We start from the raw sequence: 24210 nt of genomic DNA, 5'->3' as shown, positions 1-24210 counted from the left end.
ATATATCGATACTATAGAGCGCCCTCTCGCCCATCAAAATTGAGGGCGCCCAGCTTCCTCCAGCGCAGAAATACAGCAATGTTGCGCCCGGAAGACGCAAATTCCGATCATCACCACCACTGTACCAGCTTAAACCCGCGGCAAGTCCTGCCGCTTGCCTACCGCAGCCCAGCCTCCGCAAGCGAAGACCTCAAGATACTGTACCCGTCCGGCGAAAGATGCAGTTTATCAACTGTAAAATTCGAGCACCCCTGCTTTGCGAAGCTGCATGTCAGGTCATCCTCGTCGATTCTGACAAGCGTCACACCGGTTTTTCCAGCCAGGTCCCGCTCGATATTCGCATTCACCTCAAGACGATCCTTGGCGCGGAAGGTGAAGCCCGATCCGCGCGGAAGGATGGGCACGACATAGATCGGGCTGTCGCTCCAGCGGCTTCTCAGCTCATCGACGACCGCCACGACACCCTGCGAAACACCGCAGGGGGCAAAGGAGCCATCCCACAGGTTGTTGGTTCCTATGATGAGGACGATGTTTTTGGGCTGGATTGCCGGCGGCATTTCCTTGAGGCGCCAGAGGAGCTCCTGGATATGGTCGCCGAAGATGCCGAAGTTTCCGACGGTCGCGGCCCCGAAATCCCGCTTGAGATCCGGACCCCAGTTCTCCGCCAGAGAATCTCCGAAGATCGCCACATCGAGCGCGCCGGAGATTTTCTGCTGCTCCTTCGCCTTCATGACCCGGACGGGAGACTGCTCGATGACAGGGGTTTGCGCGACCAGAGCCTGGACGGGATCACAAGCCGGAGCGGCATTCGCCTGGGGCGCGGCCCAGAGCAATAGTCCGGCGATCGCGCAAGGGAGCAACCGCGTCACAAAATCCGTCATTTCGAGCCTCGCTGCCAAAGCGTGTCGCGATATCAGGGATTCGCTGACCACCGCTCCAGGTTTCTGTTTTCCGCATGTCGTGATCGCAAAACCGCAGCACGGTCTTGCGCGGCACAGTTTAGCGTGCGGATTTTGCCGTGATTATGATGTGGTCGACAAACTAGAAAAGAAGCCACAAAAAAGCGGCCAACAACAACGCCGCGGCGACGAACTTCAGGATCGTGGCTGGAGACGGGGGTGGCTTCCTGCGCGCGACGATATATGGCTCGATGATATTCTGGAAAAAGATGTCCCGGTCTTCGGGTCGCGTGGACATCAGTTGTACGTACCGGGATATCGTGATGCCGCTTGCGTGGGCGCTGCCGCCATCGGCGTATTGGATCTCAAGGGTGCGGTCGCTCTCATTGTACTTCACCTTCCGCACCTTGTGACACTCAAAGGAAGTCCAGGTCATTGTGACATCCGAATAGAATTGTTCCCGATGTGAAAGACTATTGCTCGCTTTAGGCGATAGCCAGGCTGGCTACATAGTCATACATGACGCTGATCTTGACAAATTGCCCATAATAGTTAGTTGCGAACAATTATTTAGCGCAATGCCACCCGCCACCGGTTTGCAACCAGGATGTGACAGTCGTTATATCTTTTGATGGAAAGCCGGGGTAGGAGATGGCAGAGAGATCCAGGTTCGTCTCCTGCTGCGTTTGCAGCATCGGCAGCGGGCAAGTGAGAGTGGGCAGCAGGAAAGTCTACTGAAACTTGCGGATTGCAACCGAGCGAAGAAAGCGCTGCTCAGGTGAAGAGCTCACCTGCTACGATACGCGATGAAGCCACAGCATTACCTCTTGATCATCTTCGTTGCGCCGCCGCTCATTGCGCTTGCGCTCGGGATTTTCATGATCGCCGCATCATTCCATCATGATCCGGCGGACCCGCGTTCAACAGGAACGATCGGTGTCAAAAAAGGCGGCAGGATCGGCAATCCCGGCTATACGCTTCCGCCCCCGCAACCAGGCGGCGACTTTCAATAGAATTGCCCAAACTGTGGCCACCCCTCGCCCACCGCTGTCAGCGCTGCTTCAGCTCGCGCCGTCTCTCAGGATCTGCGCGCCAGCGGCGGCAGGGTAATGAAGGGATTGTCGGGATCGTAGCTCATCCCCGGCTTGCCCCTGCCGGGCTTGAGCAATCCCGGCGCAAGATGGCCGTTCGGGCCGAAGAGATAGGCGCTTCCCGCGCAGAGATGGGCAAGCGCGCGGTAATCGAAATAGCGGAAGGTGCTGTCTGCGAGGAAGGCCGCCTCGTTATAGGCCTTGCCCTTGATCTCGGCAAAGCGGGTCTCGGCCATATAGGCGTAGAGCGCCTTCTTGTTGAGCGATGCACCGCTGCACAGAGTGGCGAGCGAACTGGCAAGCTTGACGACCCTCAATGTCTGGGCATCCGGGTTGTCGAGCGGCTTCATGGCCTGGGCGACGTAATGGTTCGTCGCCGGATCGTTGGTCATGGATTTTTTCCAGGAGGCCGGCAGCTCCGCCGCGGTCGCCCAGTCAACAGAAGCAAGGCCTGCAGAAGCGATCGCAAGAATTGCGGCGAATAGAGAAAATCTGAAATTATAGGTCACACCATCCCCCCATCCGGCACACCTGCCCTGCATCGTCAGCGCTGCTTCAGCTCGAGCCGGATCCTGTAAAAATTCTCTGCATCCGCCATCGCCTTCACGTCGCATTGCTTCGTGCCGACGGCCACGGTTGCGATATCACGGACATCGGTGGTCAGCCAGATCGGCGCCTCGCGCGTATAGGAGCGTCCGGGAAGCGCGCGCCAGTTGACGAAGAAAATACCCACCTCCTCGCCAGCCGCATTGAGGAAGCCTGCGACGACGCAGACCTGGTCGTCATCATCTGGGTCTTCGTTCCTGAGCGTGATTCGCGAGGTGACGGAGTTCGTCTTCGGGTCGGTGCGGAAGGCGAAGCTGTAATATTGCGGCCGCTTCCAATCCCATTTGTCCTCGACGAGTTTGCAATATCCATTCTCGACGGAGAGACATTCCTGCGCGGCGTGCACGCGCCAGACGTAGTTCTGCCATCCGTCCTCGTTGGGAACGGGGGCATGGTCGCTGGTCAGGAGGCCAAGGGCGATAGAGAGCTGTTTGAGGGTCGGCATAACAGGATGCTCGCCGGATTCGCCGCAGCGCGCAAGCCCCTGATCACAAGGGCCTGCAGGCCGGACCGAACGATCCGGCCTGCATCATCTCAATGTCTTGCAGGCACGATCAGGACAATTGACCGCGCTTGCCGGTGACCATGCGAAGCACCTGTTTCGCGCGTCCTTCGGCACCTTCGGCCGAGCGCGGATAGGCATCGCGGATATGGCGCGTGTAATACCAGCCGGGGGACGTGGCCGTGACCAGGTTTTCATACACGACCAGTGGCACGTTGAAATATCTGCGGTGGCCCTTGAGGCGAATCTCGATGTCGAGGACCCCAGTCGACGGGTCGTAGGCAACGGATTTCACGAGTTTTGACGAAAGTTCCATCGTTGCTCCTATGCTGCGTCGCACAATGGAACCCCGGTTGGGATAATAGTCAAGCCTTTGTAATGTTTCGGGACACATTACCTCATAAACCTTGCCTCACGTGAATGCCGCTCTAAAAGGCGCCGAACCCAGACAGATTGCCGCCCTGCAGCATTTCGCCTCACCTGCCCCTCAACCCAAAATCCGTTTTCCATTGAACGCACCCGACTTCTCCAGCTATATAGGAGAAAACGCAAAATCTCGGAGACAAGCATGCGGCAGGAAGATATCGAGGAGTCCGTCGCCGAGAGTGGCTACAGACAGATTCGCGCGGATATCATCTTCGGTCGGCTTTCGCCGGGGCAGAAGCTGAAACTCGAAAATCTCAAAGGCGCCTATGGCACGAGCGTCAGCACGCTGCGCGAGATCCTCAACCGGCTGACCTCGGAAGGCCTCGTCGTGGCCGAAGGTCAGCGGGGGTTTGAGGTTGCCGGCGTTTCCGTTGCCGATCTCCGGGAGATCGCGGCGCTGAGATTGCTGCTCGAGGAACATGCGCTGGAACAATCCTTCGAACAGGGGGATGTGGAATGGGAGGCGCAGCTGGTCTCCGCCCATTACAAGCTGGCCCGCATGGAAAAGGTCATGGCGACGGGCGATACAGCCCAAGCCGAGGACTGGAAGCGCTATGACTGGGAGTTTCACCAGGCGCTGATTGCCGCCTGCGGCTCGCGGCTCCTGATGGAAACGCATTCGGCCGTCTTCGACAAATATCTGCGTTACCAGATGGTGGCGCTCTCCTATCGCGGCAGCGTGGCGGAAGAGGAGCACCGGCAGCTTCTGGAGACCGCCCTCAAGCGCGACAGCAAGACCGCCAAGGAAATCCTGCAGCGCCATATTCAGGCGGGCGTCGAACATGCGCTCGGCAGGGGGCTGTTGTCCTCCCTGCCCGCGCAGGCCAGGGGATGACGGCCTGATGCGCAGCGAAAAACCCATGCCGAAGCTGGCAAGCGAAGCCTCCGAGACGATCAGCGATGTCGTCTTCAGGCAGATCCGGCAGGATATCATATCCGGGGCACTCGCCCCCGGCGCCAAGATCAAGCTCGAACAGGCGAAAGAACATTATTCGATCAGTGTCTCGTCGCTGCGCGAGATCCTGAGCCGCCTTGCGATGGAAAATCTCGTGCTTGCCGAAGGACAGCGCGGCTTCGAGGTAAGCCCGGCCTCAGTCAAGGAGCTGGAGGAGCTTGCCGATCTCCGGACCGTGCTCGAAACCCACGCGATCGGTCTTTCCTTTGCCGCCGGAAACCTGGAATGGGAAGGCCGCATCGTCGCCGCCCACCACAAGCTCGCGGCGGCCGAGCGGAAGCTTCTGGCGGGGGATGCCTCGCGCACTGTCGACTGGGTGCGCTATGACTGGGAATTCCATCAGGCGATCGTTTCGGCCTGCAATTCCGCGACGCTGATGGCGACGCTGTCCTCGGTCTTCGACCGGTTTCTGAGGTATCACATGCTGGCGCAGAGCTTTCGCGGGCAGGCTGTGGTGGATGATCACAAGCTGCTGTTCGAGTTGGCGCTGAAGCGCGATGTCGAAGGTGCAAGGGGCGTGATCCGCAGGCATGTGCAGAGCGGTGTAGAGCATGTGTTGAAGAGTGGGCGGATTAGCTGAGGGCTGCGGCGGGGTTCACCCCGCATCCCTTGGAATCCCCTCCGGCCGCATCTGCTTCTTCAGCGCCGCAATCCGGAAGATCGCGTTCGGCGCCCCGTATCCGCGATAGGCGCGGCGCTCCACCACCTCGAAGAAGAAGCCCTCCCCGTAAGTCCCGCTATAGAGCTGGAAATATTCGCCCTCCCCATCGCGGTCATAGAGGATGTTTTCGGCCTTCAATCTTTCGGTCAGCTCCGGCTCCAGCCCGAAGCGGGCTTCCACATCGTCGTAATAGTTCGGCGAGATTGGCAGTGGCTTGAAGCCTTTGGCGCGTAAGCGCTCGGCGGTGGCAAAGATATCCTTGGTCGAAAAGGCCAGATGCTGGATGCCGGAGCCGAATTTTTCGGCGATGAAATGGCCGGCGAGCGTGCGGCGGTTTTCCGCACCGTTCATGGTGATGCGGAGTGTCCCCGCCTCGTTTTCGATCACCTGGCTGCGCACCACGCCAGCGGGATCGATGATATCGACCATGGGGGTTTTGCGGGTTTCGAAGATCGAGGTGTAGAAGAGCAGCCAGGTCAGCATCTCGTCATAGGCGACGGTCTGGGCAATGTGATCGACCTGCAGGAGGCCGGCGTCGCTTGTTTCGCCCGCCTCTTCCGCCGGCTCGAAATCGATCTCGGAGAAGCGGCCGAGCGGGCTTTTCTCGTCGATGAGATAGATCAGCCCGCCGCCGACGCCGCGGATCGCCGGCAGCTGCAGCTCGCCTTCAATGACGGCTTGCGTGAAGGGTTCGGCATCGAGCGCCAGCGCGCGGGCATAGGCCTCCGCCGCATCCTCGACGATGAGCGCCACCGCATAGGCAAACGTGCCATGCACGGCATAGGCGGCATTGGCAAAACCTACAGGGTCGACATTGATGAGGATGCGGATATCGCCCTGCTGGAAGAGCGTCACCTTCTTGGAGCGATGCACGGCGGTCTTCCGGAAGCCGAGCGCTTCCAGAATGCCGACCAGCTCCACCGCTTCCTCATCATCGGTGGCGAATTCGATGAAGCCGACGCCTTTGACGGCCGCGCGCGGGGGCATATCGATGCCGACTGGCGTCTCCACCTTGCGGCGGATCTGGTCGGCCAGATAGATCAGCGAACGGTGGCCATCGGCAGCGATCGCCCGCGTCGAGCCGCCGCGGAACTGGTCGTTGAAGATCTCCAGCGAGAAGAAGCCGTCATAGCCGGTGGAGGCCACGGCCTCGGTAAATTCCGTCACCGGCAGATCGCCCTCGCCCGGCATGTTGCGGAAATGCCTGGACCAGTAGAGCAGGTCCATATCGATCAGCGGCGCATCGGCAAGCTGCACGATGAAGATCTTTTCCTTCGGGATCGAGCGGATGGACGTGATGTCGATCTTGCGCGACAGCGAGTGGAAACTGTCGAGGATCAGCCCGACATTCTCGTGATCGGCACGGCGCACGATCTCCCAGGCATCGCGGTGGTCGTTGACATAGCGGCCCCAGGCGAGTGCCTCGTAACCCACCTTCAGCCCGCGCTTGGCCGCTCGTTCTCCCAGCTCGTGGAAATCGGCCGCTGCCCTATCGATACCGCCAAGGGCTGCCTGCGAGACATTGGAGCAGACGAGCACCATGTCCGTGCCGAGTTCCTGCATGATGTCGAACTTGCGTTCGGCCCGGTCGAAAGTGCGGCTGCGCAACCCCTCCGGCATGCCCTCGAAATCGCGGAAGGGCTGGAAGAGCGTAATGACAAGGCCGAGGTCGCGCGCCATGCGGCCGACATCGGCGGGGCTGCCGTCAAAGGCCAGGAAGTCGTTTTCGAAAATCTCCACGCCGTCGAAGCCGGCGCGCGCAATCGCTTCGAGTTTTTCCGGCAATTCGCCTGAGAGCGTCACCGTCGCAATCGAGGTCTTCATGGCTCGCAAATCCTCCTCGTTATCGGGCGCGATGGCGGAAACCAGCGACCCTCCTCATGGCATTATGGCAAACGTCGTTAGGATTGCAATTCAATTGATCAAATCAAAAGTCTCATATGATTTTCAAAAACTATGTTGATTTATGAGCGCCCCTCTGGCAAACATGATGTGAACAGTCGGGAGAGGATGACTGTGAGGCCGCTTTTGACGGCCGCCAAAAAGGAGGAGATTCCAATGCTGAAATCGTTGCTGACGCGGCGTGGCGCCATGCTGGGTGCCGCCGCTCTCGTGGCCGCCATCGGGCTTGCAAACCCGGCCGCCGCCGTCACCCCGGAAGAAATCAAGGCCCGCGGCAAGCTGATCGTCGGCATCCAGGGCGACAATCCGCCATGGGGCTTCGTGACCAGCGCCGGCAAGCAGGATGGCCTGGATGCCGATATCGCCACGCTCTATGCCAAGGAACTCGGCGTCGAAGTCGAATTCGTGCCGCTGGAAGTGAACAACCGCATTCCGGCGCTGACCACCGGCCGTGTCGACGTGCTCTTCGCCACCATGGCCATGCTGCCGGATCGCGCCAAGGCCGTGCAGTTTTCCAAGCCCTATGTCGCCAATGCCATCGTGCTGATCGGCGCCAAGTCCACCTCGATCAAGACCAATGAGGATATGGCGAACCTGACGATCGGTGTCGCCAAGGGTGCCGCGCAGGATACGCAGGTAACGAAGAATGCGCCGTCCACCGCCACGATCCGCCGTTTCGATGGCGATGCAGCAAGCGTGCAGGCGCTGGCTTCCGGCCAGGTGCAGGCGCTCGGTGGCAACATCTTCTACATGGACCGCGTCGAAAAGGCCCGCCCCGGCGAATTCGAAAACAAGCTTGAATTCCAGAAGCTCTACAACGGCGCCTGCACGCGTCTGGGCGAAAAGGAAATCAACGCCTCGATCAATACGTTCATCGACAAGATCAAGGCCAATGGCGAGCTGAAGAAGATCTACGACAAGTGGATGAAGGTTCCGGTTCCGGAATTCCCGGAAAAGCTTGAGGGCATCCCCTTCGCCGTAAACTGAGCGATCCGCTCTCTTTCATGACAGCAATAAGGGCGGGCATGCCAATGCCCGTCAACGCAACAGCCATGCCCAACCACGGCATAAGGCCCTGCCCCGTTTGAGGTGCGCGACATGACCAGAACCATCTTTGTGCTCAACGGACCGAACCTGAACCTGCTTGGCGAGCGCGAGCCCGCCATCTACGGCTCGACCACCCTTGCCGATATCAGGCAGATGTGTCTCGCAAAGGCAAAAAGCCTCGGCTTCGAGATCGACTTCCGCCAGACCAATTTCGAGGGCGAGCTGGTGGAAAGCGTGCATCAGGCCCGCAAGGATGCCTGCGGCATCATCATCAATCCCGCCGGCTACAGTTTTACCTCGATTGCGCTCCTCGATGCCTTGAAAACCTTCGATGCGCCGAAGATCGAGCTGCATATTTCCAATGTCCATGCCCGCGAGGAGATCTATCACAAATCCCTCGTCTCGCGCGTCGCCACCGCCATCATGATCGGCTTCGGCGCCCGCGGTTATGAGCTGGCGATCGAGGCGATGGCGGATATGGTCGGAGCGGCAAAAGCAGCATGAATTATCAACTGGATTTCACGCCCGTCATCGATGGCTTGCCGAGCCTGCTGCTCGGCTGTCTCGGCACCTTTCTTCTGGCGCTTTGCGGCATGGTCCTGGCAATCGTCATCGGCATCGGCGGCGTGGCGCTGCGGGATTCCCATATCAAGGCGCTGCGCTGGCTGGTGATCGGCTTTGTCGAGCTCATCCGCAACACGCCCTTCCTGGTGCAGATCTTCTTTCTCTTCTTCGCTTTGCCGCTGATCGGCATCCGCCTCGACCCGACACCGACGGCCATCATCGCGCTCGGCATCAATGGCGGCGCCTATGCGATCGAGATCATCAGGGGCGGTGTGCAATCCATCCCGAGCGGCCAGATGGAGGCCGGTCTGGCACTCGGCCTCCACAAGGTGCAGGTCTTCCGACTGATCATCCTGAAGCCGGCGCTGAGGGCGATCTACCCCTCGCTGACCAGCCAGTTCGTGCTTCTGACGCTGTCGACCAGCATCTGCTCGGCCATCTCGGCCTACGAGCTGACCTCGGTCGCCCAGCGCATCGAATCCGACAGTTTCCGCAGCTTCGAGGTCTATTTCACCGTGACGGTGTTCTACCTCATCATTTCCTGGCTGATGATGCGCCTCTTCGCGCTCTTCTCGGCCCGTTATTTCACCTATCCGGTCAAGTGAGAGCGCCATGGGCAGCGAAGAATTCACCTTCCTTCTGATCGGCCTGAAATGGACCGTGTTACTCTCGGCGGTCGGTTTCGTCTGCGGCTGCATCGCCGGCCTTGGCGTAGCGCTGGCGCGCACCTGCGGCATAGTGTGGGTGGAGCGGCTGACATCGGCCTATATCGCTGTCTTCCAGGGCACGCCGCTCCTGATGCAGCTCTTCGTCACCTATTACGGACTGGCCCTCATCGGGTTCAAGCTCGATGCCTGGGTGGCGGTGGCGATCGGCCTCACGCTCCATGCCAGCGCCTATCTCGGCGAGATCTGGCGCGGCGCAATCGAGGCCGTGCCGCGCGGCCAGACGGAGGCGGCGAAGGCCCTCAGCCTCAAATATGTCTCGCGCATGAAGGATATCATCCTGCCGCAGGCGCTGCGTATCTCCCTGCCGGCGACGATCGGCTTCCTGGTGCAGCTCATCAAGGGCACGTCGCTTGCTTCCATTGTCGGCTTCACGGAGCTGACGCGGGCCGGCAACATCATCTCCAACCAGATCTTCCAGCCGCTCACCGTCTTCGGCATCGTCGGCATCCTTTATTTCCTGATGTGCTGCCCGCTGACCATTTTTGGCGCGCGCCTTGAGCGTCGCTTCAACGCCGCGCACGCGCGCTGATGCCGCGCCCTAGCGAAACGGACCAGAGACCATGACCAACGTTCCCGCCCCATCATCTGAAACCATGATCACCATGAGCCATGTGGAGAAATGGTACGGCGCCTTTCAGGCCCTGCACGATATCAATATCGATGTGCACCGGGGCGAGCGCATCGTGCTCTGCGGCCCCTCCGGCAGCGGAAAATCGACGCTGATCCGCTGCATCAACCATCTGGAGACCTACGAGAAGGGCGAGATCCGCGTCGGCGGCATATTGCTCGGCAATCAGGCCAAGGCGATCGACGCGATCAGGCGCGAGGTCGGCATGGTCTTCCAGCAGTTCAACCTCTTCCCGCATCTGACCGTGCTGCAGAACTGCATGCTGGCGCCGATGCGCGCCCTTGGCGTGACGAAAGCGGAAGCCGAAGACCGTGCCCGCACTCTGCTTGCGCGTGTAAAAATCTCCGAACAGGCCGATAAATATCCGGTGCAGCTCTCAGGCGGCCAGCAGCAGCGCGTGGCGATAGCGCGTGCGCTCTGTATGCGCCCAAAGGTGATGCTCTTCGACGAACCGACCTCGGCGCTCGACCCCGAGATGGTCAAGGAAGTGCTGGATACGATGATCAGCCTTGCCGAGGAAGGCATGACGATGATCTGCGTGACCCATGAAATGGGCTTTGCCCGCCAGGTCGCCAACCGGGTGATCTTCATGGCGAGCGGCGCGATCGTCGAGGAGGCGGCACCGGCCGAATTCTTCACCAATCCCCGCCATGAGCGCACCCGCAAATTCCTCGGCGAAATCCTGCGCAACTAGGATCTGAAGGAGTTTCAATGTCGGATCTTTCGCGCACACGCCCCCTCGACATAGCCGTCATGGGCGCCGGGCTGATCGGCAGGCGCCACATCGAAGGCGTATTGGCCGAGCCGCGCACCGCCCTTGCCGCCATCATCGACCCCTCGCCCGCCGCCCGCGACGAGGCCCGCGCCAATGGCCTGCCCTGGTTTGCAAACCTCGCCGAGGCGCTGGCAAACACCCGGCCCGATGGCGTGATCGTCGCGACACCCAACCAGCTGCATGTGGCAAACGCGCTGGATGTGGTGGCATCAGGCATCCCCGTCCTCATCGAAAAGCCTGTTGCCGATAACGCCGAGGCCGCGGCAGGTCTCGTGCGCCGCGCCGAAGCATCAGGCGTGCCCATCCTCGTCGGCCACCACCGCCGCCACAACCCCATTATCCGGCAGGCCAAGCGCCTGATGGAAAGCGGCCGGCTCGGCCGCATCCGCTCCGTCCATGGCAGCTTCTGGGTCGCCAAGCCCGATGACTATTTCGAGGTGACATGGCGCCGCGAACCGGGCGCCGGGCCGATCTTCATCAACCTCATCCATGATGTCGATCTCTTCCGCCATCTGCTCGGCGAAGTCGAAAGCGTGCATGCGATGGAATCCAATGCCGCCCGCGGCCATGCCGTCGAAGACACCGCCGTCGTGCTCCTGCGTTTCGAAAACGGCGCGCTCGCCACCCTCAGCGCCTCCGATGCCGTGCCCTCGCCCTGGAGCTGGGAGCGGACATCAGGCGAAAACCCCGGCTTTCCGCAGGAGGACCAGTTCTGCTACCAGATCGGCGGCACCGAAGGCGCGCTGACGATCCCCGATCTCACCCTCTGGACCAATGAGGGCCGCCCCGACTGGCGCGAGAAGCTGACCGAGGAACGCCTGCCCGTCACACCGGCCGATCCGCTCACCCTGCAGCTCCAGCATTTCTGCGATGTCATCGAAGGCATGGCGACACCCCTCGTCAGCGGCCGTGAAGGGCTCGCGACACTTGAGGTCATCGAGGCGATCAAGGCGTCGGCGAGCACGGGAAGGACCATATTCCTAAAAGGCGAAACCCCATGATTAGCGGCACCACACGGCTGATCGCCCATCTCGGCTACCCGACGGAAAGCTTCAAGGCGCCGCTGATCTACAATCCCTATTTCGAGGAACAGGGCATCGACGCCGTCGTCGTGCCGATGGGCTGCAAACCGCAGCATTATCCTGACTTCCTGAAGCTCGTCTTCCGCCTCTCGAACATCCACGGCGCCCTCATCACCATGCCGCACAAGATCACCACGATGGGCCTGCTGGACGAGATCTCCACCAATGCCCGCGTCGCCGGCTCCTGCAACGCCATCAGGCTCGGCAAGGACGGCAGACTGATCGGCGACATGTTCGACGGCGAAGGTTTTGTGCGCGGCCTGAAACGCAAGGGCCAGACCATATCAGGCGCCAAAGCCCTCCTCATCGGCGCCGGCGGCGTCGGCTCGGCCATCGCCGCCTCGCTCGCCTCCGCCGCCATCGGCCACCTGGCGCTCCACGACGACAACAAGGCTGCCCTCGAAGGCCTGGCAACCCGCCTCAACACCTACTACCCCGCAACCAGGGTCACCACAGGCTCAAACGACCCGGATGGATTCGACATCGTCATCAACGCCACGCCGCTCGGCATGCGCAAGGATGATCCGCTGCCGCTGGATGTGAACAGGCTTTCGTCCGGTACCTTCGTCGGCGAAGTGGTGATGAAGGAGGAGATCACGCCGTTTCTCGCCGCAGCAAGGGAGCGCGGATGCCGGTATCAGGTGGGGACGGATATGCTGTTTGAGCAGATACCGGCCTATCTGGAGTTTTTTGGGTTTGCGACGACCACGGCGGAGCATTTGAGAAGAGTGGCGCGGTTGTGAATTGGGGCGCACTAACGAAGCCATTCTACCCAGCCGGTGAATCGAAACGTTTGAAAACAGCTGGATACTCTCAGATCTTATAAAACTACCGGTTGCTTTTTTACGCATGATTATGCTCTGTTGAGAGCAAATCTTCGGAGGCGATCAATTTGGGAGATATAAAGCTCGGTGAACCTTTTGGCATGGACCTTACTGGGGTCTCTGATGCCGACTGGGCGCTAGCACTTCAGCGCATCGTTCATGACCTGCGTTCAGACTTCATCTACGCCCCGCATATCGGCTTCATCTATCGGAAAGTCGGACAAGAACTCGTCGAAATCGTGAAGCAAGAACTGAAGGACGGCCAGTACAAACCGGGCCTGCCACTTACAATCGAGGTCCCGAAATCAAACCGCATGCAAGTGAGGGTTCGTCCTCCACGGCCAGGACCGGCGTATTCGCGACCGGGGAGCGTCCTGTTGCCAAAAGACAGACTGTTATATCAACTCCTTGCAGATAAAGCGGCTCCCATTATTGAAGCCAAGACTGATAAATCCCGGTCGTTTAGCCACAGGCTTGAAGATGCCAATTCACCCAGCATGTTCAAGCCGACTCGGGCATGTTGGGGCGAGCTTCAACGGGCATTAGCCCGGCATTCGTCAGACAGAAAAAATCGATACGTTGTAAAGATAGATGTTGCGAATTTTTTCGGATCGCTAAACCAGCACACGTTGGTCAACGTCCTTGCTGATGCAGGTTATCCCACAAAATTTCTTAGTCGGCTGGAAGCGCTGCTAACCGCCTATACCGGTGAAAGAAGTTCCAGAGGCATTATCCAAGGCATTTATCCATCCGATCTACTCGGCAACTTCTACATGGAACCCATCGATAGATTTCTTGATGATCAAGACATCCCGTCCGCAAGGTACGTGGACGACATGTATATATTCCTCCCTAGCGTCGAAGCTTCCGAACACCTAATGAGGCGGCTGATTCCAGAACTCCGTAGCTATGATCTAGTGCTGAACGAGGCCAAGTCGGCAATCATGCCTAAGGCCGCCTTGAATACTGAGGAGCCGGATCTCGAGGCCCTATTCGAGGAAGCGGTAGAAGAGATATCAAACCAGATCGAGGAAGAGGATTTCGACGCTGACTACGGGTTTCAATCAGAGTGGGAAGACGTAGAAGAAGACCAAGAAGCAGCAGACAATAGCAACGATGATGACAATCTCGAACTGGAAGCCACCAAAGTGCTATTCGATGCCATCACAGACCATCCAGGTCATGAAGAGACCATTGAACGCTTCTGCCTCCCGCTGTTTGCGAAAGCCTACTCCGACCACGCAGTCGACCATGTTCTGGACTCGTTCAAGAAGCGGCCGTCCATGTCTCAGATTTACGTCTCCTATCTGGCCAAATTTCTACCAGAGCCATCGGTCTATCAGTTCCTGTGCAGAAGTCTCGAAGACCGGTCACTAGTAGATTGGCAGGTAATGTGGATTTTGGCGGCACTCATCACTAAGGAGCCTCCCGACGACGCACCGTTAAAGACGGCGGCTCAAATTCTGAGAGACGGCGCAGTGCATGACGCAACGAGAGCGACAGCAGCGACTTATATTGGGCGATACGGCGATGCAACAAGGCGACGGGCATTGATTGGTATCTACGGTTCAGTTTCGCCTTACGTGCAATCCGCTATCTATTTTTCATCGCGATATTGGCCGAGAATCGAGCGCAATAACGCCAGAGCGCAATGGGGCGCTCTCACACCATTGAACGAACTGCTAACCAAGGCGATAGCAAAATAGCTTTAGATTGAAATGCGGCCGTAAGCCAGAATAGGGATATCAACAACGCAATGGTGTCATAAAGGCTACGTCACAATCCTCAGGCGCGGCCTGCTCGGCCCGTCGGAATTGAAGTCACCGTACATACTGACGAAGTCTTTTTGAAACACGCGAGACATCCGCAGGAGTTCGTCTGCCTCAAAACCAAGATCATTGAGATGAGCCTTGATGATGGTTGGAAGCACTGTCGGCGGATCGTGTGGAAAGTCGAGGCTTGCCGGCTCTCTTGTTCGCCAGCCCCGTGCACTGATTTGCTGCCAAAGATAACGCGCTTGATTGTCAGAAATAGCCTTCTGAGCCTGAGCGCTCATAAGCAAGCTCTGCATCGAAACTTTCCATTCCTTCTTCATCGAAGCAAGCAGTTCGAGCGTAATACGTCTTCCGGAAAAGGCTTCCTTCATATCCTCAGGGGGGAGCAGGAAAGCTGAGGCAAAACGATTGGCTTCATCCTCCATCTCAGGCGTCGGAAATTGGTGCATGACAAGGTGACCCAACTCGTGAGCCAAGGTGAAGCGTAGGCGATCTGCTGGGTGGTCGCGATTAATCAGGACGATGGCAGGGCGCCCAGGTACGGCAAACGTCACCCCACTCACGCCCGCGCCATGGAAATCGCTATCTGCCACGATGATCCCGGCTTGCTCCATGATGCGGGTTAAATTCTTGATAGGTCCCCGCGGTAACTTCCAGTGCGCCCGAACAATCGCTGCAACTTTTTCAGGAGACTCACATCGCTCGATGTCGAGATGCGGGACCGACGAAACGCCGTTGAAATCCACATTCTCCAAAAAGACGCGCAGGTGCATAAGGCGCACGTTCAACTCGGCAGTAATCATATCAATATCACGGGCCGACACATCAGCTTTTCCGCGAAGCATTGCATGCACGCTCACCGGTGGTCCGTACACAGTATCGGTGATAGTGAAAAATTCAGGAGGAACACCGAACACCTGTGCCGCCTTGGCAAGTAGCTGGTCGTCAGGCTCAATCAGGCCGTTCTCAAGCCGAGAGAGAACGGTTTGAGCGATACCTAAATCTTCAGAGCTTTTCTTCTGCGTATAGCCCCGCAATTGCCTTGCGAGGCGCAGCAGATCACCAAATGCGGCCATATTTCTTACTTGCTTTCGCGTTCCGGCTTCCGTGGCTTAACCACGACGAGCGGCGAGAACTCATCCGGTGCGGGACCAGCGGGGAAGGGCAAGACACCAGAACCGTCGGCCTCGTCGGCATCGTCATCGATTCTGTACGACCATAGCAGAGTATTCCCGTCCCTTGCCACGACGATGACCTCTTCGATGGCCGTGCCGATGTCGTTGGCCTTCCAGACAATCTCAACCTTTGCCGCTTCCGGTGGGAAACCTGGGAGCGTCTGCTGGGGATCCAGATAGTCCAACACTGCTTGGGTGAGGATGTTCTTACCAAGGTTGTCTTCGTCACCTTTCTTGAAGCGAACGATGACCTTCCCGCCAAAAATGAACTTGATCGTCTGCGGCTCTTGGCGAACGCGTATTGTTTTCTCGCGACCAAAAACAACCTGTGCATTGCGGGCGATGGCATCAAAAACATAATTCGCCACCGTCCGGGAATACAGCACAGAGCTATAACCACTAGTCACTCGAAACGCCGCAACACGCAGCCATTCATCGAAGCCTTCGATGACAACCTGCTTGATCCGGCCATGATAAGGCGAGAGTGCTACTTTCACCTCGTCCTGGGTCATCCTGCTCATTGATGCGAATCTCCGATTCCTCACCGGAGTATAATATTCGATATTTTGTAAATTCAACAAAAAATATTCAAATCCTATTCCAGGTATCCTGAATTGGCGTTGGCGGCATCGCCTCTCCTCCGTCATTCCTGCGCTTGTCACAGGAACCCACCCTGCCCAAGCCAATGGGAAGGAAAGACTTTTCACTAACCTTAAATGACTCATTCACCGCGCACACGCGCGGTGGCTGGATCTCGGTGACAAGCACAGAGAAGACGATGGAGAAGGTTGCCGCCCTGTTGCTCTTGCCGAGAGCCTCCCACTCCACACCCCTTCACCTACAACTTGCACCCCTTCGAAAGCGCCGCACTCTCCATCGCCGAAACCTTGCCCTTAGACACCGCAACCTCGCCTTCCTTATCCCCACCGGCCACACTGCCGATCGGCACGCCGACCAGAAACACACCAAACGCATCGCCGTTGGCGGCCGAGATCTGCTGCTTCGATAGGCCGTCGAGCTTCACCTTCTCCTTGCTGCGTTCGCTGGCGATCTGCGGGCAGCTGAGATTGGTGTAGGCCTGCATCGGGATGTCGGCCTGCACGATGGCGTCAGGTCTTTTCGCGCAGGACGTGAGCGCTGCGGCAAGCGCCACGGCGAGAATGAGTTTTTTCATTAGATAACCCCAGTTAGCAGGTGATCTCTAACATCGCCGCCCGCCTGGCGCGAGTAATGCGCAAGAACAACCACAGAAGAATTCTTGGGCGCGGCCGGTGGCCTTGTGCTGGCGAGGACGGTCTTCTGACCCGCTGATGGAGGAGAGCGTCGGCTTTGGGCCGGCAGGGCCATTGCACCTGTCGCCCTGTGGCGGGACGGCCATCATGAGGCTCGTCAGCGCGAATGACCGGCTTTCTGCCTAACCCTTTTGGATGAATTGCGAATCGACCGCGACGCGACCAAAGTAGCTAAGCGGCGGTAGTAGGATTACAAGGACCGAAACCGATGTGGGGGGCTTGCCGAGTATTGAGTGGGAGCCCTTCGATTATGCCGTTTTAGCGGCGGATGCGAACCGGTGCATGGCAGCAGCCATGGGCTCTACCGGAGCCAGGCGCTTGTCCTGATGTAATCACCCAAAGGAAGTAATTTACGGTTCATGCAGTTCACCGGAAGCGTGGAGCTGGGAGATACCGAGTTTTATGATCCTGATGAGATCGGTTTTTCGAGAGCCGTAGGTCTTGCGATATTGTTCGAGCGTCGGCTTGCTGCTGGCGATCTCGGCGAGCACTGGGTCTCGATTGGTTGTTGCTACTAAAGCACCTTTGGCCCAGACACGATCGAATAGAGCACGTTCCTCGTCTTGAGGTGACATGTATGGCCTTCCTTGAAGATTGATTGGATTTTGCAGTCGGGCAGAAAACCCGGGGTCACTGCAGTCATGCGAGAATGATGCTCCATGCAAGCATCGCAAAAGCAGCCGCAATGAGTATCCAAATGCAGATTTTAAATCCCGCACTGGATGTGATGCCTGTGCGCCACTTTGTCGTCGGCATATTCCCGGGGTTGACCTTCAACATAACCGCCTCCTGCTTTCTGCTTTAAGAGGCAGCCGCTCCAGAATGAAGATAGCAGGCTCCGGGGAGTTGAATGACGAACGGGAATGTCCGTCGCCTAGCCTCATATAACCATCCGGCAGCCTTATTGTTCCATGCCGTGGTCTGCTGTCATTCGCCGTGGTGAGCAGCGCCCTGCCCCGTCATTGCCACGGCCCGCGGCCGCACACATCACCGGAGAAGAAGTGGCAGGAACGTCACGATCGATGGTGAGCCGGCTTTGATCTGCCTTCGTTCCGTGTCCCTGCTCATCTGTCGGTTAATTAGAAGATGCTACTTCATAAATGCTTGAAAATTCATCCTACGTTCACGCAGACAGATAGCATCTTCTAAATTACTATGAAAATATTTTCAAATAAAAATACCAAAAACTTCAGAAAATATCTCGTAATAAAGTTGTATTTTTCCGGTTTTATTTATTTTCAAAATGACAAAAGTCATACTTTTAATTTTTATTATCAAAAAATATTTTATTATTTTGAAAGCCTGCGGTGAGAATGCTACTGGTTATTTTGAAAGCTCCGAATTTGATTTGCAGTCGGCATCCGCAGGAGCTGTTGCGGACTCATGGCCACAGCGGCCGTGCCGTCGAAACCTCCGCGACAACAGCCGAGAGCCTTGGAGAACAGCGTCCCGGCCCGGCGCGAATAACGGAAACGATTGGCGAAACAGATGCAGTCGGTGCGATATAAGAAAAAAGATCTGGAGTTCGCGCGGCTCCACGCCGCAAAGGCGGCGCGGCACATCACCAGCCAGGAAATCGTCCTTAGAAGGCTGCGCATGATCGGGGCGCCGCTGGATCTGGATTATGCGTTGCTTGGCAGGCTTTACGATCGCCAGCGGAAGGTTCTCTACCATCTGAAGCGGATCGAAGACGTCCTCGACGTGAAGTCCCAGCCGATACAGCCCGACCCACCTGAACCCGGTCGACACGACCCCAGCCTGCATAGCGTTGTGCGCTTCGGCCAACGGCCGGCGCGGTTCGATTGGCAGTGACGCCGGCTTTCCACGACAGCCTGACCAGCCTTGAACGCCGGGGCCTCCCGCCTTGGATAAAGCGCAATGGAAGCGCATAGTCAGCTATTCGGCGGTCAACGAAGCGGGCCCAGCCAGACAAAGGCCCCTTCGCTCCGATCCAGGGAAGGTGAGAATCTTCCACCTTCAAACACTCAATCGCGACATGCGAGAACGGTTGGCCATGGTAAAGATCTTCCTTCCAGACGGAACTGCTGCAGCGAGCCGGAAGCGCTGGCGTCTGCTGGGCGGGCTCAAGCGCGCAGACTATGCGTCGTCCGATCCCCGGCCCCCCGAAAGCGGCGAACATCATGAAGAGGCGCTGGTGATCCGGCACATGAAAGACGTGACGATCCCTCGCCCTGGCTACCCGGCTTCCCGGCGGCGCAAGCTGAACCCCGACCAGAAAGCCCTGGCATCATGGGAGAACGAAGGAGGCGCAGTCCGCATGGAAAACCGCCCTTCGTTAAAGCGATAAGTCCGGTCGACGGCCGGACAGGCTTTAGCTAACGCAATTTCAGGATGGTTTCGACGCTGAGCCGGCGAGCGATCCAGGCCCAAAAGGGCCGAAACCTCCTCAGAATTTGAGGCCGGTTATAGGGCTCGCCACGCAATACGTCCGCGAGCCTCTATACCTGCTCAGTCCGCCAAAACGCGTTAAGCGCGTGAAATAATCATGGATGGAAGCAAGAGTCGCGTGAAAAGTGTGTGACACGGCACACTGCGCAATATCGTTTCCATAGAGCGCTCTTTTCGCCGGCCCATGGGCGTGCTTGTCCGATCGATGCCCACCGGTCTATCCGGCCTGCAGCACCTCCCCGTCATAGCTCCTGTTTGCTGCATTCTGCACCAGTGCGATCGCAACAGGCGGGAAGAGGAAGCTCCAGAAGGCGAGCCAGGCGATGGAGATCAGGCGCCTCTTTCCGCTCTCGCCGCCGCGATCATTGAGGAGATCGCCAAGCGTCATGAGCAGAACCGGCAGACCGAGCGGCACGAAAACTGCGATCAGCATCGCGGCAAACGGTGTGAGCAGGCGCTGCGAGGGTGCTACCCCCGCAAGCTCTCCATGGATGCGATAGCACCACCAGGCGAGATAGATGAGCGCCGCGATCGCAATGACGAGCACCGCGAGCGCCAGAAGCTGGGTGAACTCGAAAGTGCCGCCCGCCTCGATATCCCCGCCCTGCAGGCCATAGATCCCGAGACTGAGGAGGAAGATCAGCACCATTGGCACAACGAGGATCACGGCAACCATGAGCGGCGATCGCTTTTGCGGCGCAATCGGCCTGTGGCGCTGACGCGGCGCGTCATCGAAGGCGAGAGGCTGCGCCGGCAGAAGCAGGAGGACGGCAACCACCAGGCAGGCGAGAAAACCGAGGGTCAGGGGCACCCCGCCCTGACCGGCCTGATAGAGCCAGGAGGCGACGACGGGCGCGAGACCCGAGGTTAGAATCGTGGTCGACATCAGTGTCAGCGCGCAGCCGAAATCAATCCTGCCGGACCGCCCGCCGACCAGGAAGATCGCGATCGCCAGCGGGAAAACCGCCCGCGCCGTGCCGAACAACAGCCCGAAGACAAACAGGAACGCGGGCGAAGCCCAGAGCGCCGGCGCCGGGATGACTGCAATGGCGACAAGGGCGCAGGCGACAAGCGGCGCGATCAGCGCCGGCCGGCCATGGCGGGTGGCGACGACGAAGGCCAGGAAGGCACCGATGACCCAGCCGGCATTGGAGCCGAGGTAGAAGATCCCGACCGTCTGAAAGCTGCTTCCGGCTTCGCGCGAAATCAGCGGAAAGACCGTGGTGAGCCCCTGCCCGCCAAAGGCCAGAAGCAGCGAGGCCAGAAACAAGGCCCAGTAGCGATAGGTGCTGAGGAAATCGGCCAGCGTCCATTCGGCCCCGCCGGCAGGCTGAGAGATATCGTCCGTCAATGAAACGCCCCCATTCGAAAATCATCGCTCCTCGCCCTCAATGGCGAACCGGTGGAAATACCGCCCATGGCGCAGATAGAAGTGTGTCGGCGATTTTCGAGAGGCTTGGGGGCCATTCAATCGCGCGCTTTTCATTCGCGCCCCAACGACCGGCGAAAACGTGGCATGTGTGACAGCCGCATCCGGCTTGTATAAGCCCTCAAAAAGCGGTTAGCTGCGACAGTTGGGTACGCTCATTCCTGCACAACCACACAAGTTTGAGATGAAACCTGTGCCGAACGCGCCCGCATTTCGAGGAAAGTCTCGTGCGCTGGTCCAAACCCTTAAGGCTGCATCTCGGCGTCCTGGTCGTCGCATCGCTGCTGTTCACGTCGATGCCGATCATCTGGCTGGCCTTCAGCCGTGGAAGCGATGCTGCCGTGAGCGCCGGCGTGCAGCAGATGCGCGAGATGAGCGTGCGGCTGATCGAGGGATATCGCAACACGCTGCAGGGAGGCACGGAGGCGGTGGCGCTCGCTTCTACCCTGCCGCTGCTCGCCTCTCCGCCGCCTCAGGATATCAAGGCAAAGCAGGAATTCTTTCTGGAGATTCTGCGAAACGTCCCCAATGCGACGAGCATCTACACCGGCTATCCTGACGGCTCCTATCTGCAGGTCATCAACACCCAAAGGCGCGATATCTCCCGGACGCTTGCAGCGCCTGATGGCACGGCTTTCGCGATCCGGACGATCGCTGGCAGACAGAGCGCCAATGTCATCTCGACGCTGCAGTTTCTCGATATAGAGGCAAGGCCGATCGGCGAGCGGCAGGTCGAATACGCATCCTTCGATCCGCGCCAGCGCCCCTGGTATCAGGCCGTCGTTCAGGATGGCGCAACGGTTTCCGTCGGCCCCTATATCGCCGGAACGCTTGGTGTGCCGACGCTGACGATCGCAGCACCCATGCGGGACAACGGACAGGTGGTCGTCGGCATCAACATTCACCTGCAGACCATCAGCCGCCTGCTGGACGCGCGCGAGATTTCCCCGCGGGCGCGCGCCTATATCATCGATGCCGGCGATGATCTCATCGCCCATTCCGACCCTGATATCATGAACCGGATCATCGCTATATGGTCGCGAACATCAGGTTCGCTTGTTGCGACGGCAAACAGTTTCGATTCGAGCCTCGAAACCGTGGCAAGGCTCAGGCGCGATCCCGCCTTTGCCAATGGCGGCCTGGCACGCGTCGAGCTCGATGGCGAAAGCCAGCTCGTGCAGATCGCGCCCGTCAGCGTCTCCGGCCTGTTTGAGGGAAGTGCCGCCGCAATCATCGTGCCGATGGAGGATCTGGTGGCGGAGGCCCACCGGCTGCTGCTGCACAATCTCCTGATTGCCGGAGCCCTCCTGGCAGCCGGTGTCGCGGCATCGGTGCTGCTGTCGCGCATGGTCAGCCGCTCTCTCAACCGGCTGGCCGACGAGGCGCGCAGGATCGGCGATCTCGATGTCGGCGAGAAAGCCGTATCGCATTCCTGGATAACGGAGATCAACACGCTGGCGACTGCGCTTGCGGCGAGCCGCCACGCCATCGGCCAGTTTGCCCTCTATGTGCCGCGCGAAGTCGTCCGGCGGATTGTCAGCCCGGAGGGGCGAACGGTCGTCAAGGCGACGCGGCAGGATGTGACCGTGCTCTTCACCGATATCAGGGATTTCACCGCCATATCCGAGCAGCATTCGCCCGAAGACGTGGTCGATACGCTCTCGGCCTATTTCGAACTCCTGAACACCATCGCCGAGCGCAATGGCGGCACGGTCGTGCAATATCTCGGCGACTCCATCTTCGTCATGTGGAACGCCCCCGTGCAGGACGACAGGCATGCCGAAAACGGCTGCCGATGCGCGCTCGCCATGAAAGCGGCGGTCGACGGCCTGAACGAGGAGAACACCAGAAACGGCCACCCCGCCCTGTTCACGCGCTTCGGCTTGCACACCGGCCCGGCCGTCGTCGGCAGTTTCGGCGCCATCTCGCGCCAGCAATACACGGCCATGGGTGATACGATCAATGTCGCCTCGCGGCTGGAAGGGTTGAACAAGGATTTTGGTACGTCGATCCTGGTGAGTGCGGCCATTCACGACGCGGTTGGCGACGGGTTTGAGTTTCGGCCGCTCGGGCTGGTGCAGGTGAAGGGGCGTGCTGAGAAGGTGGATTTGTGGGAGCTGGTTGGGGAGAGTGGCGACGCCCGGTAGCAAATGCCGCCATCATTGCGCTACTAGAAATTGAGCGGCAATTTTGCTACAAAGGATAGGCTTGGAAGCTTTTCAATACGCGCTTGAATAATCAACGCAGAATTCCGTTCTTCGGTGGGCGGAATGTTCGTTTGGAGGCGTCGATGGCTTTCACACCTTCAACAGCGTCCATGGTGTCTTTCGCCGTCATATCGGTCAGCATTTGCGCACAGAGCGATGCCCATCAATCCGGCAGCGGTTGGGCATACCCGCCCTCGTGCTGCAAAGGCAAAGATTTCGGTGGAGACTGCGAGGCTATACCTCGATCCCGGGTGAGGAAGGGTCCCGGAGCGTTCTCCGTTATCCTTCACCCGGGAGACCATCACCTGGTGACGAGAAACCAGTCGTTCCTGATCCCTTATGGAAATGAGTCACCATCCGGAGACGGCGATTTTCACATCTGCCTTCAACCGACGGACGAAGCCAATGAGGCGGATGGGATAGGACGAGGCGGACGCTACCATATGAACTGTTTCTTTGCGCCTCCTGACGGCGTTTGATCGCCAACGGGCTTTGGTGGCAGTTGCTGCCCAATACCGGAAATCCGCTGACCGCCGATCAGGCGGGACGGAACGCTCGACCGGATGATCCTGCCGCGTGACGACCAGCCGGTAACCTGAATCGCCAATGCCGATAAAATCGCAATCGAGCGCGATAAAGATATTGACCTTCCAGCAGGGGGAAGCCTTAGACGCACATCCGAACAGCCTCTCAAAGGTCGCGAATCATTGGAAGGTCTGTCGAGGATATTGAAGCGGAGCTGCCTTGATCGCAGCTCCGGGGTTATGGGCAAAATGTATCTGAACGCACTGGGCAGACTGCTCCTTTTCGTGCGGCTGGTGATCATCGTATCGCTGGCAGGATACTCGCTGTCCAATGCCAATGCCGCCATGCACGGTTCGGCTTTCCCCGACGTGCAGTCGCCGGCGATATTGGCCGGCGCGCATGACCACCATGCCATGTCAGGCGACGATCATGCCGCTTCGAGCGAAGACGTCACGGTCCAGGGTGTTGCCGACCGGCATGATCACGGCTCGTCCGCGAGCGATGACGAGCAACTTTCCAAGCAGCAATGCTGCAAGGATTTTTGTGGCGGCTTCGGCATCGTCTGCGAATCTCACGAGGTCGGCGGACCCGTCATCTCTTCAATCCGCCAGTTCGTCGACGATCAGAGCATTCTGGGCGAAGTGCCGCCTCTTCATCGTCCGCCCAAGATCTGAATAGCTGTCGTCCCCGCGTCTGCGGGTCCGAAGG

The 24210-nt window shown here is 58.7% G+C and carries 26 protein-coding genes; 14 read left to right on the top strand and 12 right to left on the bottom strand.

The features are described from left to right. Positions 1 to 158: 158 nt before the first annotated feature. The 5 genes from AB4Z13_RS00420 to AB4Z13_RS00400 form a co-directional block, all read right to left on the bottom strand. Positions 159 to 881 (bottom strand): SGNH/GDSL hydrolase family protein, encoded by a 723-nt coding sequence (locus AB4Z13_RS00420; protein WP_442205447.1) that lies wholly within the window; start codon positions 879 to 881, stop codon positions 159 to 161. A gap of 160 nt (positions 882 to 1041) precedes the next feature. Next, entirely contained in the window at positions 1042 to 1335 is a 294-nt protein-coding gene (locus tag AB4Z13_RS00415; RefSeq protein ID WP_442205446.1) for a hypothetical protein, read from the bottom strand. 642 nt (positions 1336 to 1977) lie between these two features. Continuing rightward, a complete protein-coding gene (locus AB4Z13_RS00410) occupies positions 1978 to 2382 on the bottom strand; it encodes a hypothetical protein (RefSeq protein WP_442205445.1) in 405 nt (134 codons plus the stop codon). A gap of 152 nt (positions 2383 to 2534) precedes the next feature. Next, complete coding sequence (locus tag AB4Z13_RS00405; protein ID WP_442205444.1) at positions 2535 to 3041, bottom strand: hypothetical protein; 507 nt, start codon at positions 3039 to 3041, stop codon at positions 2535 to 2537. A gap of 109 nt (positions 3042 to 3150) precedes the next feature. Further along, a complete protein-coding gene (locus AB4Z13_RS00400) occupies positions 3151 to 3414 on the bottom strand; it encodes a KTSC domain-containing protein (RefSeq protein WP_113324682.1) in 264 nt (87 codons plus the stop codon). 252 nt (positions 3415 to 3666) lie between these two features. Between AB4Z13_RS00400 and AB4Z13_RS00395 the strand changes: the two genes are divergently transcribed. Both AB4Z13_RS00395 and AB4Z13_RS00390 read left to right on the top strand, forming a co-directional pair. Further along, positions 3667 to 4359, top strand: coding sequence for a GntR family transcriptional regulator (locus AB4Z13_RS00395; protein ID WP_113324683.1), 693 nt, complete (start codon positions 3667 to 3669; stop codon positions 4357 to 4359). A gap of 7 nt (positions 4360 to 4366) precedes the next feature. Continuing rightward, a complete protein-coding gene (locus AB4Z13_RS00390) occupies positions 4367 to 5059 on the top strand; it encodes a GntR family transcriptional regulator (protein ID WP_442205443.1) in 693 nt (230 codons plus the stop codon). A 15-nt stretch (positions 5060 to 5074) separates the two neighbouring features. Here the strand turns inward: AB4Z13_RS00390 and AB4Z13_RS00385 are convergent, their stop codons facing one another. Continuing rightward, on the bottom strand, positions 5075 to 6964 hold the full coding sequence (locus tag AB4Z13_RS00385; protein ID WP_442205442.1) for a bifunctional sugar phosphate isomerase/epimerase/4-hydroxyphenylpyruvate dioxygenase family protein: 1890 nt from the start codon (positions 6962 to 6964) through the stop codon (positions 5075 to 5077). Positions 6965 to 7198: 234 nt separating this feature from the next. On the opposite strand from AB4Z13_RS00385, the gene AB4Z13_RS00380 reads away from it, so the two are divergent. The 8 genes from AB4Z13_RS00380 (at position 7199) to AB4Z13_RS00345 (ending at position 14396) form a co-directional block, all read left to right on the top strand. Continuing rightward, complete coding sequence (locus tag AB4Z13_RS00380) at positions 7199 to 8029, top strand: transporter substrate-binding domain-containing protein (protein WP_113324685.1); 831 nt, start codon at positions 7199 to 7201, stop codon at positions 8027 to 8029. 111 nt (positions 8030 to 8140) lie between these two features. Further along, positions 8141 to 8593 (top strand): type II 3-dehydroquinate dehydratase, encoded by a 453-nt coding sequence (aroQ, locus tag AB4Z13_RS00375; RefSeq protein WP_439015568.1) that lies wholly within the window; start codon positions 8141 to 8143, stop codon positions 8591 to 8593. After that, positions 8590 to 9258: an amino acid ABC transporter permease gene (locus tag AB4Z13_RS00370; protein WP_442205441.1), complete on the top strand. Its 669-nt coding sequence runs from the start codon at positions 8590 to 8592 to the stop codon at positions 9256 to 9258. Before aroQ ends, AB4Z13_RS00370 begins: the two co-directional genes overlap by 4 nt. Positions 9259 to 9265: 7 nt before the next feature. After that, the gene (locus AB4Z13_RS00365) at positions 9266 to 9910 is read left to right on the top strand and encodes an amino acid ABC transporter permease (RefSeq protein ID WP_442205440.1); all 645 of its coding nucleotides are present in this window, start codon (positions 9266 to 9268) and stop codon (positions 9908 to 9910) included. 64 nt (positions 9911 to 9974) lie between these two features. Continuing rightward, entirely contained in the window at positions 9975 to 10703 is a 729-nt protein-coding gene (locus AB4Z13_RS00360; RefSeq protein ID WP_442205891.1) for an amino acid ABC transporter ATP-binding protein, read from the top strand. Positions 10704 to 10720: 17 nt separating this feature from the next. Beyond that, on the top strand, positions 10721 to 11785 hold the full coding sequence (locus AB4Z13_RS00355) for a Gfo/Idh/MocA family protein (RefSeq protein ID WP_442205439.1): 1065 nt from the start codon (positions 10721 to 10723) through the stop codon (positions 11783 to 11785). Continuing rightward, positions 11782 to 12609, top strand: a complete 828-nt coding sequence (locus tag AB4Z13_RS00350; protein WP_442205438.1) for a shikimate dehydrogenase family protein — start codon at positions 11782 to 11784, stop codon at positions 12607 to 12609. Before AB4Z13_RS00355 ends, AB4Z13_RS00350 begins: the two co-directional genes overlap by 4 nt. A gap of 149 nt (positions 12610 to 12758) precedes the next feature. Then, positions 12759 to 14396, top strand: a complete 1638-nt coding sequence (locus AB4Z13_RS00345; protein ID WP_442205437.1) for an RNA-directed DNA polymerase — start codon at positions 12759 to 12761, stop codon at positions 14394 to 14396. Positions 14397 to 14461: 65 nt separating this feature from the next. Here AB4Z13_RS00345 and AB4Z13_RS00340 read toward each other — a convergent pair whose 3' ends face one another. The 5 genes from AB4Z13_RS00340 to AB4Z13_RS00320 form a co-directional block, all read right to left on the bottom strand. Beyond that, positions 14462 to 15541 (bottom strand): helix-turn-helix domain-containing protein, encoded by a 1080-nt coding sequence (locus AB4Z13_RS00340; RefSeq protein WP_442205436.1) that lies wholly within the window; start codon positions 15539 to 15541, stop codon positions 14462 to 14464. Between the two features lie 5 nt (positions 15542 to 15546). Beyond that, positions 15547 to 16161, bottom strand: coding sequence for a hypothetical protein (locus AB4Z13_RS00335; RefSeq protein ID WP_442205435.1), 615 nt, complete (start codon positions 16159 to 16161; stop codon positions 15547 to 15549). A 317-nt stretch (positions 16162 to 16478) separates the two neighbouring features. Then, on the bottom strand, positions 16479 to 16814 hold the full coding sequence (locus tag AB4Z13_RS00330; protein ID WP_442205434.1) for a hypothetical protein: 336 nt from the start codon (positions 16812 to 16814) through the stop codon (positions 16479 to 16481). Between the two features lie 468 nt (positions 16815 to 17282). Continuing rightward, positions 17283 to 17507, bottom strand: a complete 225-nt coding sequence (locus tag AB4Z13_RS00325; RefSeq protein ID WP_310386432.1) for a hypothetical protein — start codon at positions 17505 to 17507, stop codon at positions 17283 to 17285. Positions 17508 to 17571: 64 nt separating this feature from the next. Next, the gene (locus tag AB4Z13_RS00320; protein WP_442205433.1) at positions 17572 to 17712 is read right to left on the bottom strand and encodes a hypothetical protein; all 141 of its coding nucleotides are present in this window, start codon (positions 17710 to 17712) and stop codon (positions 17572 to 17574) included. A gap of 696 nt (positions 17713 to 18408) precedes the next feature. Between AB4Z13_RS00320 and AB4Z13_RS00315 the strand changes: the two genes are divergently transcribed. Then, positions 18409 to 18744: a hypothetical protein gene (locus AB4Z13_RS00315; protein WP_442205432.1), complete on the top strand. Its 336-nt coding sequence runs from the start codon at positions 18409 to 18411 to the stop codon at positions 18742 to 18744. Between the two features lie 202 nt (positions 18745 to 18946). Then, the gene (locus AB4Z13_RS00310) at positions 18947 to 19240 is read left to right on the top strand and encodes a hypothetical protein (RefSeq protein ID WP_025669830.1); all 294 of its coding nucleotides are present in this window, start codon (positions 18947 to 18949) and stop codon (positions 19238 to 19240) included. 318 nt (positions 19241 to 19558) lie between these two features. Here the strand turns inward: AB4Z13_RS00310 and AB4Z13_RS00305 are convergent, their stop codons facing one another. Next, complete coding sequence (locus AB4Z13_RS00305; protein WP_442205431.1) at positions 19559 to 20692, bottom strand: hypothetical protein; 1134 nt, start codon at positions 20690 to 20692, stop codon at positions 19559 to 19561. 305 nt (positions 20693 to 20997) lie between these two features. Here AB4Z13_RS00305 and AB4Z13_RS00300 point away from each other — a divergent pair, with 305 nt between their 5' ends. Both AB4Z13_RS00300 and AB4Z13_RS00295 read left to right on the top strand, forming a co-directional pair. Further along, entirely contained in the window at positions 20998 to 22917 is a 1920-nt protein-coding gene (locus AB4Z13_RS00300; RefSeq protein WP_310386438.1) for an adenylate/guanylate cyclase domain-containing protein, read from the top strand. A gap of 824 nt (positions 22918 to 23741) precedes the next feature. After that, positions 23742 to 24176 (top strand): hypothetical protein, encoded by a 435-nt coding sequence (locus AB4Z13_RS00295; RefSeq protein ID WP_442205430.1) that lies wholly within the window; start codon positions 23742 to 23744, stop codon positions 24174 to 24176. Positions 24177 to 24210: the final 34 nt, after the last annotated feature.

Source organism: Rhizobium sp. YAF28 (assembly GCF_052113285.1).
In the GTDB taxonomy this organism is placed as follows: domain Bacteria; phylum Pseudomonadota; class Alphaproteobacteria; order Rhizobiales; family Rhizobiaceae; genus Rhizobium.
The sequence above is the reverse complement of the archived record's forward strand: the minus strand, read 5'-3'. Positions and strand labels throughout refer to the sequence as shown.